Below are 17,414 nucleotides of genomic sequence, written 5' to 3'. Positions count from 1 at the left end.
CGAACCCAGCACCGGATTCTGGATCCTGGTCCGCTCCTCCTTCGCCGGCCACCTCGCCGACTGGCTCCTCGACGCGGCCACCGAGTACATGTGAGTCACCCCGGCCGGGGGCCGAGACACCTCACCCCGGTGGGAGCCCCTCGACGGGTTCCCACCGGGCTTTCTCCGGTAGGCGGACGACACAGCCGCCGTCAGTACGTCGAAAGTCGGACACCAGTGACCCTCACCGCCCATGGCACCCCCGCACCCTCGCGTCCGGGAACGCCGGACCTGTATCCGGACGGACTCCCACGGCCCGGCCGGACCCTCGTCATGGGCGTCGTGAACGTCACGCCGGACTCGTTCTCCGACGGCGGGCTGTCGTATGCCGCCGACGCGGCCGTGGTACACGGGATCGCCCTGCTGGAGCAGGGCGCCGACATCGTGGACGTGGGCGGCGAGTCGACCCGCCCCGGCGCGCTACGCCCACCGGTGGAGGAGGAGCTGCGACGAGTTCTGCCCGTCGTCCGGCGGCTCACCGCGGCGGGCGCGGTGGTCAGCGTCGACACCATGCGGGCCGAGGTCGCCGCCCGCGCCCTGGAGGCGGGCGCCCGGCTGGTGAACGATGTGTCGGGAGGCCTCGCCGATCCCGCCATGCTGCCTCTGATGGCCCGGGCGGGTGTGCCGTACGTGCTGATGCACTGGCGTGGCCACTCCGCCGGTATGCAGGCGAACGCCCTCTACGGCGACGTGGTCGGCGACGTGCTCGACGAGCTGCGGCCGAGGATCGATGCCGCCCTGCAGGCGGGCGTGCCGCCCTGCTCACTGATCATCGACCCCGGGCTCGGCTTCGCCAAGGAGCCCGAGCACAACTGGGAGCTGCTGGGCAGACTCGGCGAGTTCCGCGCGCTGGGCCGTCCCCTCCTGGTGGGCGCGTCCCGAAAGGCCTTCCTGGGGCGGCTGCTGGCGGACCGGGCGACGGGAGAACCGCGCCCGGCGCGGGAGCGCGACGCCGCGACCGCCGCCGTCTCCGTGCTCGCCGCCGCACAGGGTGTCTGGTGTCTGAGGGTGCACGACGTCGCCTCGACGCTGGACGCGGTACGGGTCACGGCCCGCTGGGGCGTCGAGGCGGCGGTGGGGGAGCGGTCGCCGCTGGAGGCGCCGCTCGCAGCGGGTCAGCCCAGATAGCCCATCCTGCGGCTGATCTCCTCGGCGCCCCGCGTCAGTACGGGCACGAGTTCGCGGATGCGCTCCTCGGTGAAACGGTAGGCCGGGCCGGAGGCGCTGAGCGCGGCGATGACCTCGCCCTCGCGGGAGCGGATCGGGGCCGCCATGGCGTGCAGCCCGATCTCCAGTTCCTCCAGCGTCATGGCGTACCCCCGTGCACGCGCCTCGGTGAGATGCTGGTCCAGCTTCCTCCTGGACGTCAGCGTGTGCGGCGTCAGCTTCCGCAGCCCGGACGCCTCAAGGACCTCGGCGCGCCGCTGCTCCGGAAGGTGAGCCAGCAGGATCTTGCCGCTGGACGTGGCGTGCACGGGGGTGAGCTGGCCCACCCAGTTGTGGGTCCCGACCGCGCCCGGGCCACGTACCTGGTGCAGGTTGACCGCGTAATGCTCTTGGAGCACCGCGATGTTGACGGTCTCGCCGATCTCCTCGCTGAGCCGCTCGCAGACCAGCCGGCCCTGCTGGGTGATGTCGAGCCGGCCCGTGACGGCGCCGGCCAGTCGCACGATGCCGAAGCCGAGCCGGTACTTGCCCCGCTCGGCCGTCTGCTCCACCAGTCCCCGAGCCTCCAGCGCGCCCAGGAGCCGGAAGGCGGTGGACTTGTGGACGTCGATCTCGGCGGCGACCTCGCTTACGCCGGCCTCCCCGCGCCGGGCGAGGATCTCCAGCACGCTGACGGCGCGATCGACGGACTGCACACCGCTCACCGCAGCACCCGCTGTTGCGCTCTCTGCCGCGTAGTTGCTCATAGTGCAACTATATGCGGTCGCGTCCGAACGGTCCCGGGGCGCTCGCGCCTCCCGGTGGCCATGGCCGAAACCGGTCGCCCGCATGGTCGCACGGCCTCTCCGGTCCGGGGAAGAGGGAGGCGCCGGGTGTGGTCGGGCAAGACGGCGCGGCCAACCTCTTGACAGCGGGTGTCCTCAGGGAGACAGTTTGGACGTCGTTGCTCATGGCGATGAAGGTTGCGTCATGTGAAACGAAATGGATGGTGGCTCTGCCAGGGCATCCACCCCTGGCCTCACGCAGGAACTCCCTGCCCCCCTCTTCTTCCGTCCCTCCCTCGCTGATCGCTCCGGGGAGCGATCAGTGCCCTCCCTCCATCCAGCACATCCGGCCGAAGCACGGATTCGGCCGTCCCCTCGACGAGGAGATCGACCGTGACACACGAGGTACGCGCCGTCGTTGCCCGGAAGAAGGGCGCCCCGGTCTCGGTGGAGACCGTCCTGGTGCCGGACCCCGGCCCGGGTGAGGCGCTGGTACGGGTGCAGGCCTGCGGCGTCTGTCACACCGACCTGCACTACCGGGAGGGCGGGATCAACGACGACTTCCCGTTCCTCCTCGGCCACGAGGCCTCGGGTGTGGTGGAGTCGGTCGGCGAAGGCGTCACCGATGTCGCCCCCGGCGACTTCGTGATCCTCAACTGGCGCGCCGTCTGCGGCACCTGCCGGGCCTGCCGCCGGGGCAGGCCCTGGTACTGCTTCGCCACCCACAACGCCGGCCGGCCGATGACCCTGGCGGACGGCACCCCGCTCTCGCCGGCCCTCGGCATCGGAGCCTTCGCCGAGAAGACCCTGGTCGCCGCCGGCCAGTGCACCAAGGTGGACGCCCTGGCCTCGCCGGCCGCCGCCGGTCTGCTCGGCTGCGGAGTGATGGCCGGGTTCGGCGCCGCGGTCAACACCGGGGGAGTGGGGCGTGGCGACTCCATCGCGGTGATCGGGTGCGGCGGCGTGGGCATGGCCGCGATCGCGGGCGCCAAGGTCGCCGGCGCCGGCCGCATCATCGCCGTCGACGTCGACGAACGGAAGCTCAAGTGGGCGGAGCGGTTCGGCGCCACCGACACCGTCGACTCCTCCAGGACGGACGCCGTCGAGGCGATCCGTGAACTCACCGGCGGCTTCGGCGCCGACGTCGTCGTGGACGCGGTGGGCCGCCCCGAGACCTTCAAGCAGGCCTTCTACGCCCGCGACCTGGCCGGCACCGCCGTCCTGGTGGGCGTCCCCACCCCGGAGCTGACCCTCGACCTGCCCCTGCTCGACGTCTTCGGACGCGGCGGGGCACTGAAGTCCTCGTGGTACGGCGACTGCCTGCCCTCCCGCGACTTCCCCGCACTGATCGACCTCTACCTCCAAGGCCGCTTCGACCTGGGCGAGTTCGTCACCGAGACCATCGGCCTGGACGACGTCGAGGCCGCGTTCGCCAAGATGCACCACGGCGACGTCCTGCGTTCGGTGGTGGTCCTGTGACCGCCCGCATCGAGCGCCTCGTCACCTCCGGCACCTTCGAGCTGGACGGTGGCACCTGGGAGGTCGACAACAACGTCTGGCTGATCGGTGACGACGAGGAGGTCCTCGTCGTCGACGCCGCGCATGACGCGGACGTCATCGCGGCCGCCGTCGGAGACCGCCGCCTCGTCGCCGTCGTCTGTACCCACGCCCACAACGACCACGTCAACGCCGCCCCGGCCCTGGCCGCCCGCTACGGCGCCCCCATCATGCTCCACCCCGCCGACACCGTGCTGTGGAAGATGGTGCACGGCCCCCGGGTGCCGCACTTCTGGGAACTGGTGGGGGGCGAGGACCTGAACGTCGCCGGGATCGAACTGCACGTGCTGCACACCCCCGGGCACTCACCCGGCGCGGTCTGCCTGTACGCGCCCGAGCTGAACGCCCTGTTCTCCGGCGACACCCTCTTCCAGGGCGGCCCCGGCGCCACCGGCCGCTCCTTCTCGGACTTCGACACCATCATCGCCTCCATCAAGGACCGGCTGCTGACCCTCCCCGCCGACACCACCGTCCACACCGGTCACGGCGGCACCACCACGATCGGGGCCGAGGCGCCCCACCTCGACGAGTGGATCGCCCGCGGCCACTGAACCGGCCACCGCAGGCACCACCGACCACCCCCAAGCCCCGTTCGGCCTTCGCCGCGTGCGCGTCCGACCCATCCCGAAGGTGACCCGATGACTCTCACGAATCTGCCGCCCAGCCTCCTCCCCACGCTCGCCGGCGAGTACTACACGGACCCCGGAGTCTTCGCCCGGGAGCAGGAGCGGGTCTTCGAGGCCATGTGGTTCTGTGTGGCCCGCGCCTCCGAGCTGGCCAAGCCAGGCGCGTTCCGCACCTACCAGGTCGGACGTGAGAGCGTGCTCGTCTCGCGGTCCCGGGACGGCTCGATCAAGGCCTTCCTCAACATCTGCCGGCACCGCGGGGCCAAGCTCTGCACGGAGGAGTCCGGCGAGGTCAAGCGGGCCTTCCAGTGCCCGTACCACGCCTGGACGTACGGCCTGGACGGCAAGCTGGTGGCCGCACCCAACCTGACCTCGATGCCGGACATCGACCGGACCGAGTACGGCCTGATCAACGTCCACGTCCGGGAGTGGCTCGGCTATGTGTGGGTGTGCCTCGCGGACGAGCCGCCGTCCTTCGAGGCCGATGTCCTGGGCGCGGTGGTCGAGCGGCTCGGCGATCTGGAGTCGATCGAGCGCTACGACATCGACAACCTCTCCGTCGGCCGCCGGATCACGTACGACGTGCGGGCGAACTGGAAGCTGATCATCGAGAACTTCATGGAGTGCTACCACTGCGCCACGATCCACCCGGAACTGACCGAGGTGCTCCCGGAGTTCGCGGACGGATACGCCGCCCAGTACTACGTCGGGCACGGAGCGGAGTTCGGCGAGGAGATCCAGGGCTTCACCGTCGACGGGTCCGAGGGCCTGGACCGCATCCCGGGCGTCGCCGAGGACCAGGACCGCCGCTACTACGCGATCACCGTCAGGCCGCAGGTGTTCATCAACCTCGTGCCCGACCACGTGATCTTCCACCGGATGTACCCGATGGCGGCCGACCGCACGATCGTCGAGTGCGACTGGCTGTATCTGCCGCACGTCGTCGAGGGAGGCAAGGACGTGGAGCGTTCGGTGGAACTGTTCCACCGGGTGAACCAGCAGGACTTCGACGCCTGTGAGCGCACCCAGCCGGCGATGAGCTCCCGGGCCTACGCCAAGGGCGGAGTGCTGGTGCCCAGCGAGCACCACATCGGCGAGTTCCACACCTGGCTCCAGGGCAAGCTGGACATCGGACCCGCGCACTGACCTCGCCACGACCCCTCCGATACCCCCGTCCACCCGCCGATCCGGTCCCTCCGGCAGGTGGACGGGCCTCAGATGGCCGTTGCGACAAGCGCAACGCCGGGCGCAATCAGGAACGGACAAACCGTCCGCCCTCTTGACACCCCCGAACTCCACCCAGACCATGTTGCGCATAACGCTTTTTGTTGTGCCATGTGAGACATCCCTTCGTATGGAGCCCGCATGAGGAGCATCACCGTCGTCGGAGCGTCACTGGCGGGACTGAGCACGGTCCGAGCGCTGCGCGCAGAGGGCTACGACGGCGAGATCGTCGTCGTGGGGGAGGAGCGCCACGCCCCCTACGACCGCCCGCCGCTGTCCAAGGACTTCCTCAAGGGCGACATCGACGCGGACGCGCTCGCCCTCGGCGACGCGGACGAGTACGACGACCTCGACGCGCACTGGCTGCTCGGTGAACGCGCGGTGCGCCTCGACCCCGTCGCCAGAACGGTCACCCTGACCGGCGGACGGCGGGTGCGCACCCACGGCGTGGTCGTCGCCACCGGCGCGAGCCCCCGCACCCTCCCCGGCACCGACGGGCTGGCCGGCGTGCACACCCTGCGCTCCCTGGACGACGCCCTCGCCCTGCGGGCCGAGCTGCTGAGCGGCCTGCCGAGGGTCGTCGTCATCGGCGCCGGTTTCATCGGCGCCGAGGTCGCCTCCACCGCCCACCGGCTCGGACTGCACGTCACCCTCGTCGAGGCGGCCGACGTACCGCTGGAACGCCGGCTCGGCCGCGAGATGGGCCTGGTGTGCTCCTCCCTGCACACGGATCACGGCGTGGCCCTGCTCCGCGGCACCGGGGTCGCGGAACTCCTCGGCGAGGACCGGGTCACCGGCGTACGGCTGGCGGACGGGCGGGTCCTGCCCGCCGACGTCGTCGTGGCCGGAGTGGGAGTCCGGCCCAACACCGACTGGCTGGCCGGCTCCGGAGTCCTGGTCGACGACGGCGTGGTCTGCGACACCGGCTGCGCGACCACCGTCCCCGGCGTCGTCGCCGTCGGCGACGTGGCCCGCTGCCCGCACCCGTTCACCGGACGGCACGCCCGCATCGAACACTGGGGCAACGCCACCGAGCAGGCCAGGACCGCCGCCCGCACCCTGCTGACCGGCGTCTCCACGCCCGCCCCGCCCACCGCGCCCTACTTCTGGTCCGACCAGTACCGCACGCGCATCCAGCTCGCCGGGTACGTCGCTCCGGGCGCCGAGCCCGAGGTCGTCGAGGGCGACCTCGACAGCCGGACCTTCACGGCCGTCTACCGCCACGAGGGCAACCCCGTGGCCGTGCTCTCCCTCAACCAGCCGAAGTTCTTCAACCGGCTCCGCCGCACGCTCGTCCCCGCCGTCGCGGTCGCCGTGTCCTGAGCGCCCTCGCCCTCACCCCCGTCCTCCGAACCCGCACAGGAGACCGCTGATGACCCTGTTCAACCAGTCCCTGCACGAGCTCGACCCCGAGGTCGCCGCCGCCGTCGACGCCGAACTGACCCGCCAGCAGTCCACCCTGGAGATGATCGCCTCGGAGAACTTCGCCCCGGTGGCGGTCCTCCAGGCGCAGGGATCGGTCCTGACCAACAAGTACGCCGAGGGCTACCCCGGCCGTCGCTACTACGGCGGCTGCGAGCACGTCGACGTCGCCGAGCAGGTGGCGATCGACCGGGTGAAGGCCCTCTTCGGCGCCGAGTACGCCAACGTCCAGCCCCACTCCGGCGCCTCCGCCAACCAGGCGGCGCTGTTCGCGCTGGCCCAGCCGGGCGACACCATCCTGGGCCTGGACCTCGCGCACGGCGGCCACCTCACCCACGGCATGCGGATCAACTTCTCGGGCAAGCAGTTCAACGTCGTGCCCTACCACGTCGGTGACACCGGCCTGGTCGACATGGACGAGGTCGAGCAGCTGGCCAAGGCCCACCACCCGAAGGTCATCATCGCGGGCTGGTCGGCGTATCCGCGTCAGCTGGACTTCGCGGAGTTCCGGCGGATCGCCGACGAGGTCGGCGCGTACCTGTGGGTCGACATGGCCCACTTCGCGGGCCTGGTCGCGGCCGGACTGCACCCCAACCCGGTGCCGTACGCCGACGTCGTCACCTCCACCACCCACAAGACCCTCGGCGGTCCCCGCGGCGGCATCATCCTCGCGCGCGGCAAGGAGTTCGCGAAGAAGCTCAACTCGTCGGTCTTCCCGGGCTTCCAGGGCGGCCCGCTGGAGCATGTGATCGCCGCGAAGGCGGTGTCCTTCAAGGTAGCGGCGAGCGAGGAGTTCAGGGAGCGCCAGCGCCGCACGGTCGAGGGCGCCAGGATCCTCGCCGAACGGCTGACGGCTCCGGACGCGCGCGCGTCCGGCGTGGACGTCCTGTCCGGCGGCACCGACGTCCATCTGATCCTGGTCGACCTGCGCGACTCCGAACTCGACGGGCAGCAGGCCGAGGACCGTCTCCACGAGGTCGGCATCACCGTCAACCGCAACGCGGTTCCCAACGACCCGCGTCCGCCGATGGTCACCTCCGGTCTCCGTATCGGCACGCCGGCCCTGGCCACCCGCGGCTTCACCGCCGAGGACTTCACCGAGGTCGCCGACATCATCGCCGAGACCCTCAAGCCGACCTACGACACCGAGGCCCTCACGGCCCGGGTCAAGGTCCTCGCCGACAAGCATCCGCTCTACCCCGGCCTGTGACGACAACCTCCCTCAGGGGACGTGCCGCGACCGCTCGGCACGCCCCCTCCGACTCCACGGAGCGTGGCGTGGCTATCAGCGTCTTCGACCTGTTCTCCATAGGCATCGGCCCGTCCAGCTCGCACACCGTGGGCCCGATGCGCGCCGCCGGGATGTTCGTCCGGCGGTTGAAGCAGGACGGCGTGCTGGCCCAGACCGCCGCGGTACGAGCGGAGTTGTTCGGCTCCCTCGGCGCCACCGGCCACGGACACGGCACCCCCAAGGCGGTGCTGCTCGGCCTGGAGGGCAACGAGCCGCACACGGTGGATGTGACCCGGGCCGACCTGGACGTCGAGCGGATCCACGCCACCGGACGCATCCGCCTCCTCGGCGCCGAGATCGGCCCCGCCCACGAGGTCGGCTTCGACGCCTCCACGCACCTGGTCCTGCACCGCAGACGGTCACTCCCGTACCACGCCAACGGCATGATCCTCTTCGCGTACGACGCCGACGGCGCGCCCCTGCTGGAGAAGACGTACTACTCCGTCGGCGGCGGCTTCGTGGTCGACGAGGAAGCCGTCGGCGCGGACCGCATCAAGCTCGACGACACCGTGCTGCCCCACCCGTTCGGCACCGGCGACGAACTGCTGCGGCTCACCAGGGAGACCGGCCTGTCGATCTCCGCGCTGATGCTGGAGAACGAGAGGGCCTGGCGCACCGAGGCGGAGATCCGCGCCGGCCTGCTGGAGATATGGCGCGTCATGGAGGCCTGCGTCTCCCGGGGCCTCGGCCGCGAGGGCATCCTGCCCGGCGGCCTGAAGGTCCGTCGCCGGGCCGCCGCGGCAGCCCGCGCCCTGCGCAGCGAGGGCGACCCGTCGGCCCGCGCCATGGAATGGACCACCCTCTACGCGATGGCCGTGAACGAGGAGAACGCCGCCGGAGGCCGGGTCGTCACGGCCCCGACCAACGGAGCGGCCGGCATCATCCCCGCCGTCCTGCGCTACTTCCTGGAGTTCGTCCCGGGCGCCGACGACGACGGTGTCGTCCGCTTCCTCCTCGCCGCCGGCGCCATCGGCCTCCTCTTCAAGGAGAACGCCTCCATCTCCGGTGCCGAGGTGGGCTGTCAGGGCGAGGTCGGCTCCGCGTGCTCCATGGCCGCCGGCGGCCTCGCCGAGGTTCTCGGCGGCAGCCCCGAACAGGTCGAGAACGCCGCCGAGATCGGCATGGAGCACAACCTCGGCCTCACCTGCGACCCGGTCGGCGGCCTCGTCCAGATCCCCTGCATCGAACGCAACGGCATGGCCGCGGTCAAGGCCGTCACCGCCGCCCGCATGGCCCTGCGCGGCGACGGCCGCCACCATGTCTCCCTCGACAAGGTCATCAAGACCATGAAGGAGACCGGCGCGGACATGAAGGTCAAGTACAAGGAGACCGCCCGCGGCGGCCTCGCCGTCAACGTCATCGAGTGCTGAGCGCCGCACGGCAACGGCTCCGTCCTCGACGGCAGAACTGGGAGTGAGGCCATGGGACGGGTCACCGAACGACGGCGTGTGCTGCGGATCCGGCAGGGGGAACCGAGCACCCGCCCCGACACACTGGTCGCGGAAGAGCCGATGGAGATCCGCCTCAACGGCAGACCGCTGGCCATCACCATGCGCACCCCCGGCGACGACTTCGCCCTCGCCGCCGGTTTCCTGGTGAGCGAGGGCGTCGTGAGCCGGGCCTCGGACGTGGCCAACATCGTGTACTGCGCGGGTGCCACCCAGGACGGCGGCAACACCTACAACGTCGTCGACGTCCGCCTCGCCCCCGGAGTGGCGTTGCCCGAGATCACGCTCGAACGCAATGTGTACACCACGTCCTCCTGCGGCCTGTGCGGGAAGGCCGGCCTCGACGCCGTACGGACCACGACGCGATGGCCGATCGCGGACGAGCCCCCGGTCCGGGTCACCCCCGACCTGCTGGCCCTCCTGCCCGACCGGCTGCGCTCAGCGCAACGGGTGTTCGACCGGACCGGCGGACTGCACGCCGCCGGGCTGTTCTCCCCCGAGGGTGAACTGCTGGACCTGCGCGAGGACGTCGGCCGCCACAACGCCGTCGACAAACTGGTGGGCCGCGCCCTCCGGTCAGGTGGACTGCCGCTGTCCCGGACCATCCTGCTGGTGTCCGGACGGGCGTCCTTCGAACTCGCCCAGAAGGCCGTCATGGCGGGCATCCCGCTGCTCGCCGCCGTCTCGGCACCGTCCTCCCTCGCGGTCGACCTGGCCACGGAGACCGGACTGACGCTGATCGGCTTCCTGCGCGGCGGCTCCATGAACGTGTACGCGGGTGAGCACCGCATCGACCTGCGCACCGGGGCCACGGCGGGAGCGGGCACATGACCCCGCTCGACGCATTCCGCCCCTCGCGAGGCTCCACCCACGGCTCCACGCTCGTCGGCCCACCTCCACAGCGGCCGGCCGGCGGGCCCGACCGCCCCCGCCGCGTCGCCATGCTCAGCGTGCACACCTCACCGCTGCACCAGCCGGGCACCGGGGACGCCGGCGGGATGAACGTCTACATCGTCGAACTCGCCAAACGCCTCGCCGCCCTCGACATCGAGGTGGAGATCCTCACCCGGGCCACCTCGGCGGCCCTCCCGCCCGCCGTACAGCTCACCCCCGGCGTCCTGGTCCGCCATGTGACCGCCGGCCCCCGCAAGGGCCTGGCCAAGGAACACCTGCCCGCCCAGCTGCGCGCCTTCGCCCACGGGCTGACGCGGACGGGGCCCGGCCGGCACCCGGGCCACTACGACCTGGTCCACTCCCACTACTGGCTCTCCGGACATGTCGGCCGCCTCGCCGCCGAGCGATGGGGCGTTCCCCTCGTCCACACCATGCACACCATGGCCAAGGTGAAGAACGCCTCCCTTGCCGCGGGCGACACCCCGGAGCCCGCCGCCCGGGTCCGGGGGGAGACCGAGGTGGTACGGGCCGCCGACCGGCTGATGGCCAACACCCGGGAGGAAGCCGACGATCTGCTCCGCCACTACGACGCCGACCCCGGCAAGGTGGCCGTCGTCCACCCCGGTGTCGACCTGGACCGCTTCCGGCCGGACACTCGGGGCGGCACGGCCGGCCGGAGCGCGGCCCGGGCTCGCCTCGGACTCCCCGAGAACGCGCTCATCGCGCTGTTCGTCGGTCGCATACAGCCGCTCAAGGCGCCCGACATCCTGCTGCGGGCGGTCGCCCGGCTGCTGGCGGAGCGGCCCCGGCTGCGCGAGCGGCTGGTGGTGCCGGTGGTGGGAGGGCCGAGCGGCAGCGGACTGACCGAGCCGGAAGCGCTCCAGAAACTGGCGGCCCGCCTCGGGATCTGCGACGTCGTCCGGTTCCGGCCGCCGGTCGACCAGGACCGGCTCGCCGACTGGTACCGGGCGGCCTCCGTCCTCGTCATGCCCTCCCACAGCGAGTCCTTCGGCCTGGTGGCCGTCGAAGCCCAGGCCTGCGGCACCCCGGTGATCGCCGCCAGGGTCGGCGGCCTGCCGGTGGCCGTAAGGGACGGACTGAGCGGAGTCCTCGTAGCCGGTCACGACCCGGCCGACTACGCGCGGGCACTGTCGGGTTTCGCCGACGACCCGACCCGCTCCACCCGGATGGGCCAGGCGGCCGTCCGCCACGCCCGCTCCTTCGGCTGGGCCTCGGCCGCCGCGGCCACGGCGGAGCTCTATACCTCGGCCCTGGGGGAACGCCGGCTCGACCGGAGCCGCTGAGCGCCCGGCGAGGCGCCGGCACCAACGCCACGGGCCCCGGGACGCCGCCTTCCGGGGGACTGCTGACCAGGACCGACCGACTGTGGCGCAGCGTGCCCTCCCGGCCGGTGTCCGGCCGGGACGAGGCGCCGGACCGTGCGGCCGGAGCGCATCCCGGTTGCTCGGGGCACCGTCCGGCGAGGAGGACGGGGCATGACGCTCCCGTTCCGGGCACCTACCGAGAGGGCCGAGCCGCTCCCGAGCCGGCACGGCGAGGCCGCCCCGTCATCGCCCTGCTGACGCTTCCCTCCGCCTCCTCGCGCCCATGCCGTGTCATCGGGCGCAGCCGAGGTCCAGCACCTCGATCACGTCGCCGTGGACCGTGTAGACGAGCCAGCACCAGTCACCGAACACCGCGGCCAGCTCCCTGACCTGGATTCTCGGCTCCTCGGCCACCGCTTCGATGAGGGCTACGATCTCCTCGTGGACGGTGTCCGGGACGTCGAACAGCGCGTCGGCGGCCTGCTGAACCAGTTCGACCTTCATGGGGTCCCCCGCGGATGGCAGGAGCAGCACGGGGCGAAACAGTGCTTCTTACACGATAGGTCCGCGGCGCGCCCCGTGCCGAGGGCTGCCCGGGAACACCCGCCGCCGACCGGACCGCCGCGCCCGCGTCCCGGGGCGGCGCGGCGTGACACCACGGGGCTTTGGTCATGGCATGGCCAGATCGCGTCTGCCTGCGCGCAAGCTTCCCTCCGCAGTATCTGCATGTCCCCGACAATCGGCAGCAGTCCGAGCACGCTCTGCCGACCTCCGATCGACGGTGAGGAAGCGCTTGTGAGAACGCCCCGTACAGCCCGGCGAGTTGCGGCCCTCGCCACCGGTACCGCGCTGACCGCCCTGCTCACGGCGGCTCCCGCCGACGCGGGCCCGTCCGCCCTGCCCGTGGTGACCGCCACCGGCGAGACCGCCGCGCTCCACGACGACGAGCCCGGCGGCAACTCCGACGCCGACGACCCGGCGATCTGGCGCAACCCCGCCGACCCCGGCCGCAGCCTCGTCGTCGCCACCGCCAAGGAGGGCGGTCTGCGGGTCTACGACCTGGACGCCCGCCTGGTGCAGTCCCTGCCCGCGCCGAAGCCCCCGGCCGAGGACGACGCGCCGGGCCGGTACAACAACGTCGACCTCGTCACCGGTCTGCGCACCTCGGCCGGCCGCGCCGACCTCGCGGTGGTGAGCGACCGGGGCAACGACCGGCTTCGCGTCTACCGCATCGACCCCTCCCGCCCCGGCGGTCCCCTCACCGACGTCACCGACCCGGCCGCCGCACCCGTCTTCTCCGCCGACCAGGCCGAGATCAACGACCAGCGCACCGCGTACGGCCTCGCCACCTGGACCGACCGGGCGAGCGGCCGCACCTACGCCCTGGTCAGCCGGCGTGAGCGCACACGTCTCGCCCTGCTGGAACTCGTACCCACCGCGCACGGCACGGTCGGCTACCGCAAGGTCCGCACCCTCGACCTGCCGTCCTCCTTCCGGCTGCCCGACGGCTCCACCTGGAGCCCCTGCGCCGAGCCCGGTGAACTCCCGCAGGTCGAGGGCATGGTCGTCGACCCGGCCACCGGCACGCTCTACGCCGGCCAGGAGGACATCGGCATCTGGCGACTGCGCGCCGACCTCACCGGTAGGCCCGTCCTGGTCGACAAGGTCAAGGAGTACGGCGTCCCCGGCACCTATGACGAGGAGACCGAGGAGTGCGTGCCGGGCACCGACCCGGGCTTCGGCGGGAAGCGGCTGACCGCCGACGTCGAGGGCCTGACCCTTCTTCAGGAGAAGGACGGTGACGGCTACTTGCTGGCCTCCAGCCAGGGCGACGACACCTTCGCCCTGTACGACCGTGAGGTGAGCGAGGGCAACGAGTACGAGGGCGGCTTCCGGATCGGGGCCGCGACGCAGACCCTCGACGGCGTCCAGGAGTGCGACGGCGCCGCGATCCTCAACGCCCCGCTGGGCAACCGCTATCCGCGTGGCCTCCTCGTCGTCCAGGACGGCCGGGAGACCCCGGAGGCGCCGGACGGCGAGGGCGGCACCCGCGCGGCCACCGGCTTCAAGTTCGTGGACCTCGGTGACGTGGTGGACGCCGCCGACCTGTGACCGCCCGGTCCGCGGGGCGGGCGAGGGCCGCCGGGGTCGTGAGGTCCGGCGTGGTGGGGGAGCGGTCAGTCCTCCGCCCCGCAGGAGGGATCGTCGACGAGCCCGGCGGCCAGCCACTGCTCCACCGCAGCGACATGCACCGTAGCCGTGGAGACCGCAAGCTGGGCGTCACGGGTCCGCAGCGCGCGGAGGATCTCGTCGTGCTCCCGGTGGGCGTGCTCCACGGCCCGCTCGGTGCGGCTGCCCCGGACGATGCGGGCCCGCTGGGTACGGGTGGACAGCACCCGCAGCAGCATGGACAGCACCGGGTTGCCGACCGCCTCGACGATCCGCAGATGGAACATGATGTCGTGTCCCACGAACTCCTCCACCGTCGCCGCTGCCCGGGACCGTTCCAGGATCGCGCCCAGCTCCCGGAGGTCCTCCTCGGTGAGCAGGGGGGCGGCCAGGCCGGTCGCCTGGGGCTCCAGCAGCCGCCGTACCTGGAGCAGCTGAAGGGCGGTCCGCCCCTGGGACACGTCCGAGGCGAAGGAGAGCGACTCCAGCAGCAGATGGGGCTCCAGACTGGAGACATAGGTGCCGTCGCCCTGCCGGGTGACCAGGATCCGCATCGCGGTCAGCGCCCGTACCGCCTCCCGCAGCGAACTGCGGGACAGGCCGAGCCGGCCGGCGAGGACCTCCTCCTTGGGGAGCCGGGAGCCCGGTGCGAGCTCACCGGCGACGATCATCGCCTTGATCTTGTCCATCGCCTCGTCCGTCAGTGCCACGAGGGTGCCTTCCTGTGCCGGGGCCGGCGGACGGGCGGCTCCGCAGGGGCGTGCCGCCCGCCGGCCACGTCTACTCCTGCCTCTCGCCCGAGGCGAAGCGGGAGATGATCAGCGCGACGATGATGATCGCCCCGTTGAGGAACTGGTTCCACAGCGGCGGCACACCCGCCAACGTCATCACGTTCACGACGAGTTGCAGCGTCAGCACACCGGTGAGCGCGCCGAACACCGAGCCCTTGCCGCCGTTCAGGCTCACCCCGCCGATGACGGTCGCGGCGAACACCTGGAAGATCCAGCCGCTGCCCTGGGTGGCCGAGATCGACCCGTAGTGCCCGCTGTAGAGGATGCCGGCGAACGCCGCCAGCACACTGCCGAGGATCAGCACCGCCCACACGATCCGGTCGACCCGGATACCGGCGGTGCGCGCGGCCTCCGCGTTGCCGCCGATCGCGTACAGCGCCCGACCGTGCCGCAGCCAGGCCAGCGCGCTGCCGCCCGCCGCGAACAGCACCACGCATATCCAGATCGCGGCGGGGACGCCCAGCCACGACGCCTTGCCCAGATAGGTGAAGGAGGAGGGGAGCTCGACGATGGACTGGCCCTCGGAGAGGGCGACCTGGAGGCCGCGGAGCATCGTCAGCATGCCGAGGGTGACGATGAACCCGTTGAGGCGGAGCTTCAGGATCAGGAAGCCGTTGACGGCCCCGATCACCACGCCCACCAGCAGACAGAGCGGGACGGCCGTCCACTCCGGGAGCAGCCCGAGCCCCGTGAACCGGGCACCGCCGGCCGGCAGGACCAGCCAGACGGCGATGACCGGCGCCACGCCGATGGTGGACTCCAGCGACAGGTCCATCCGCCCGGCGATCAGGATCAGCGCGGTGGCCAGGACCAGCAGGCTCAGCTCGGTGGACTGCTGGGCCACACCGATGAGGTTGTCGGCGGTCAGGAAGGCCGGGGAGACGATGAACCCGATCAGCCCCAGCACGAGGATGGCCGGTACCAGGGACAGCTCACGGAAGCGACCGAGGTCGAGCCCGCGGCGCTTGCCGCCCGCGGTCTCCCGCGCCGTGCCCGCTGTGGGCTCGGTGACATCAGTGGTGGCGGACATGACTACCTTCCGTGCTCTTCGGTGGTGTCGGATGCTTCGGTGCGGTCGGTTCCGCCCCCGGACGCCTCGGCCCGGTCGGCCACGCCCTCCATGGCGGCGACCACCTGGTCGTCCCTCCAGCCGCGGTCGAACTCGGCGACCGCACGCCCGTGGAACATGACGACGACCCGGTCGCACACGCGGAGGTCGTCCAGCTCGTCGGAGACGATCAGCGCTGCCTTCCCGCCGTCCGCGACCTCACGGATCCGGCGCAGCAGGAACTCCTTGGACCTGACGTCCACGCCGTTGGTGGGGCGGATCGCCACCAGCACCCGGGGGTCGGTGGCCAGGGCCCGGGCCACCACGACCTTCTGCTGGTTGCCGCCGGAGAGGGCGGAGACCGGGGTCGCCGCGCCCGGCGTCTTGATGTCGAGTGCCCGGATCATGCGCTGGGCGAAGACCCTGGTCCGGGCGGGCAGCACGGTGCCGTACGGGCCCAGCTGGTCGGTGACGGTGAGCGTCGCGTTCTCCGCCACGCTGCGGTTGTTCACCAGGCCCTGCAGATGCCGGTCCTCGGGGACCAGACCGACGCCCACGGCGAGCGCCGACGGGACGTCGCCGGTGCGGATGCCCCGTCCGCCGACGGAGACGGTGCCCTCCTCGGCGCGGTGCAGACCGGCAATGGCCTCTCCGACCCGTACGTTGCCGCTGGCCGTGGCGCCGGCCAGGCCGACGACCTCGCCGGCCCGCACGGTCAGCGAGAGGTCCCGGCAGGCGCCGGGCAGGCTGAGCCCCTCCACGGCCAGGAGCTCGGCGGCGTCGGACCGGACCGGACCCCGGTTCTCCACGATCTCCGCGGCGGTCGTGGTGGACTCCCCGGTCATGGCCTCCACCAGTGCCCGGTGGCCGAGTTCCGCGACGGGGGCGGTCAGGATGTGCGCCGCGTCGCGGTAGACCGTGACCGTGGCGCAGAGGTCGTACACCTCCTGGAGGTGGTGCGAGATGTAGAGGAAGGCCACGCCCTGCCGCTGGAGGTCGCGGAGCTTGCCGAACAGCCGGTTGATGCCGCGGGCGTCGAGCTTCGCGGTCGGCTCGTCCAGGATGATGAAGCGCGCCCCGAACGACAGGGCCCGGGCGATCTCCACGAACTGCCGCTGTTCGACCGTGAGGTCCTTCGCCCGGGCGGCGGCGTCGACGTCCACGCCGTACTCGCCGAGCAGTTCCTCCGCCCGCCGCCGCAGCCGTTTCCAGCGGATCGGCTGCAGCGGACCTGCGCTCTGCCGGTTCAGGAAGAGGTTCTCGGCGACCGTCAGATCCGGGATGATCGTCGACTTCTGGTAGACGCAGGCGACCTTGGAGCGCCAGGCGTCGATGTCCCCCAGGGCGGGCGCCGAGGCGCCGGAGAAGCGCAGGGTGCCCGTGTCGGCGGGCTGCAGGCCGGTCAGGATGGACACGAGCGTCGACTTGCCGGCGCCGTTGCGGCCGACCAGCGCGTGCGACTCGCCCGCGGCGACGCTGATACGGGCGTCGCGCAGGGCGACGGTCGCGCCGAACCTCTTGGTGATCCCGGTGGCCTCGGCCACCGGGGCGGGGTTCCGGCCGGCCGCGTGTCCGCCGCCGTCCGCCGGGGCGGTCGCGGTGTCCGCCATGGTTGATACCGTCCTTCGTGGGGTGGGTACGAGGGGTCG

Annotated in this window: 15 protein-coding genes and 1 pseudogene; 11 read left to right on the top strand and 5 right to left on the bottom strand. The window is 71.9% G+C overall.

From position 1 onward, the window contains the following. Positions 1–94, top strand: a pseudogene (locus AC067N_RS35895) (sarcosine oxidase subunit gamma); the annotation flags it as partial. Positions 95–312: 218 nt separating this feature from the next. Next, a complete protein-coding gene (folP, locus tag AC067N_RS35890; RefSeq protein ID WP_478683134.1) occupies positions 313–1,167 on the top strand; it encodes a dihydropteroate synthase in 855 nt (284 codons plus the stop codon). On the opposite strand, the gene AC067N_RS35885 is transcribed toward folP, so the two are convergent. Then, positions 1,155–1,952: an IclR family transcriptional regulator gene (locus AC067N_RS35885; RefSeq protein ID WP_478683133.1), complete on the bottom strand. Its 798-nt coding sequence runs from the start codon at positions 1,950–1,952 to the stop codon at positions 1,155–1,157. The genes folP and AC067N_RS35885 overlap by 13 nt on opposite strands. 411 nt (positions 1,953–2,363) lie before the next feature. Here AC067N_RS35885 and AC067N_RS35880 point away from each other — a divergent pair, with 411 nt between their 5' ends. From AC067N_RS35880 to mshA, 8 genes are all read left to right on the top strand, one after another. Then, positions 2,364–3,449 carry an S-(hydroxymethyl)mycothiol dehydrogenase gene (locus AC067N_RS35880; RefSeq protein ID WP_478683132.1) on the top strand — a complete coding sequence of 362 codons (1,086 nt, stop codon included), beginning with the start codon at positions 2,364–2,366 and terminating at the stop codon, positions 3,447–3,449. Continuing rightward, the gene (locus AC067N_RS35875; RefSeq protein ID WP_478683131.1) at positions 3,446–4,078 is read left to right on the top strand and encodes an MBL fold metallo-hydrolase; all 633 of its coding nucleotides are present in this window, start codon (positions 3,446–3,448) and stop codon (positions 4,076–4,078) included. Before AC067N_RS35880 ends, AC067N_RS35875 begins: the two co-directional genes overlap by 4 nt. A gap of 87 nt (positions 4,079–4,165) precedes the next feature. Continuing rightward, positions 4,166–5,299 carry an aromatic ring-hydroxylating oxygenase subunit alpha gene (locus tag AC067N_RS35870; protein ID WP_478683130.1) on the top strand — a complete coding sequence of 378 codons (1,134 nt, stop codon included), beginning with the start codon at positions 4,166–4,168 and terminating at the stop codon, positions 5,297–5,299. A 219-nt stretch (positions 5,300–5,518) separates the two neighbouring features. Beyond that, complete coding sequence (locus tag AC067N_RS35865; protein WP_478683129.1) at positions 5,519–6,700, top strand: NAD(P)/FAD-dependent oxidoreductase; 1,182 nt, start codon at positions 5,519–5,521, stop codon at positions 6,698–6,700. 49 nt (positions 6,701–6,749) lie between these two features. Continuing rightward, on the top strand, positions 6,750–8,009 hold the full coding sequence (gene glyA, locus AC067N_RS35860; RefSeq protein WP_478683128.1) for a serine hydroxymethyltransferase: 1,260 nt from the start codon (positions 6,750–6,752) through the stop codon (positions 8,007–8,009). Between the two features lie 68 nt (positions 8,010–8,077). Continuing rightward, complete coding sequence (locus AC067N_RS35855; protein ID WP_478683127.1) at positions 8,078–9,460, top strand: L-serine ammonia-lyase; 1,383 nt, start codon at positions 8,078–8,080, stop codon at positions 9,458–9,460. Between the two features lie 51 nt (positions 9,461–9,511). Further along, the gene (gene fdhD, locus AC067N_RS35850) at positions 9,512–10,369 is read left to right on the top strand and encodes a formate dehydrogenase accessory sulfurtransferase FdhD (RefSeq protein ID WP_478683126.1); all 858 of its coding nucleotides are present in this window, start codon (positions 9,512–9,514) and stop codon (positions 10,367–10,369) included. Further along, positions 10,366–11,736, top strand: coding sequence for a D-inositol-3-phosphate glycosyltransferase (gene mshA, locus AC067N_RS35845; protein ID WP_478683125.1), 1,371 nt, complete (start codon positions 10,366–10,368; stop codon positions 11,734–11,736). Before fdhD ends, mshA begins: the two co-directional genes overlap by 4 nt. Before the next feature lie 312 nt (positions 11,737–12,048). Here mshA and AC067N_RS35840 read toward each other — a convergent pair whose 3' ends face one another. Then, complete coding sequence (locus tag AC067N_RS35840) at positions 12,049–12,291, bottom strand: hypothetical protein (RefSeq protein ID WP_478683124.1); 243 nt, start codon at positions 12,289–12,291, stop codon at positions 12,049–12,051. Between the two features lie 261 nt (positions 12,292–12,552). Here AC067N_RS35840 and AC067N_RS35835 point away from each other — a divergent pair, with 261 nt between their 5' ends. Then, positions 12,553–13,869, top strand: coding sequence for a phytase (locus AC067N_RS35835; RefSeq protein ID WP_478683123.1), 1,317 nt, complete (start codon positions 12,553–12,555; stop codon positions 13,867–13,869). A gap of 65 nt (positions 13,870–13,934) precedes the next feature. On the opposite strand, the gene AC067N_RS35830 is transcribed toward AC067N_RS35835, so the two are convergent. From AC067N_RS35830 to AC067N_RS35820, 3 genes are all read right to left on the bottom strand, one after another. Beyond that, entirely contained in the window at positions 13,935–14,636 is a 702-nt protein-coding gene (locus AC067N_RS35830) for a FadR/GntR family transcriptional regulator (protein ID WP_478683122.1), read from the bottom strand. 70 nt (positions 14,637–14,706) lie between these two features. Then, positions 14,707–15,747 (bottom strand): ABC transporter permease, encoded by a 1,041-nt coding sequence (locus AC067N_RS35825; protein WP_478683121.1) that lies wholly within the window; start codon positions 15,745–15,747, stop codon positions 14,707–14,709. 2 nt (positions 15,748–15,749) lie between these two features. Further along, on the bottom strand, positions 15,750–17,375 hold the full coding sequence (locus tag AC067N_RS35820) for a sugar ABC transporter ATP-binding protein (RefSeq protein ID WP_478683120.1): 1,626 nt from the start codon (positions 17,373–17,375) through the stop codon (positions 15,750–15,752). Positions 17,376–17,414: the final 39 nt, after the last annotated feature.

Source organism: Streptomyces sp. NPDC042364 (assembly GCF_056437585.1).
This window is presented reverse-complemented; position numbering and strand designations above follow the sequence as displayed.